Source organism: Clostridium boliviensis (assembly GCF_033342255.1).
Classification (GTDB): Bacteria; Bacillota; Clostridia; order Lachnospirales; family Lachnospiraceae; genus Lacrimispora; species Lacrimispora boliviensis.
The window spans coordinates 1-411 of the sequence record NZ_JAWONS010000046.1; the positions used below are offsets into that span (position 1 = coordinate 1).

Below are 411 nucleotides of genomic sequence, written 5' to 3' on the forward strand. Positions count from 1 at the left end.
AGGCTCCCCGCCCCGATTTTTTCCCCGTCGGGTCCACCAGGGTCTCGTGTTCCGGAGTGCGAACAATCCGAATGAGACTTTTCTTCGGTTTCATCTCCTGACAGGCGATGCACTTGCGCATGGGAATTTTCCGCACTCGCACCACGCAACCACCTCCGCACTCAAAAAATCGCCGCATCAATCGGACGATTCTTCGGATCCGAACGCGTCCTCCTCCGAAACCTGCGTCGCCGGATCCTCCGGCGCCGGCTCTTCCGCCGCCGGTTCTTCCTCGACCGGATCCTCGGCATCCAGCTCTTCCGCCTCGGATTCACTCCGGATATCGATTTTCCAACCCGTCAACTTGGCGGCAAGACGGGCGTTTTGCCCCTCTTTCCCAATAGCCAGCGAAAGTTGATGATCCGGAACCAC

General features: G+C 58.9%; 1 protein-coding gene and 1 pseudogene. Both read right to left on the reverse strand.

Annotated elements, in window-relative coordinates; genetic code table 11:
- The coding region (locus tag RZO55_RS02360; protein ID WP_318062697.1) for a YlxR family protein at window positions 1-178 on the reverse strand (178 nt) is incomplete at its 3' end.
- Window positions 178-411, reverse strand: a pseudogene (locus RZO55_RS02365) (transcription termination factor NusA); the annotation flags it as partial. The pseudogene RZO55_RS02365 and the gene RZO55_RS02360, both read right to left, overlap by 1 nt.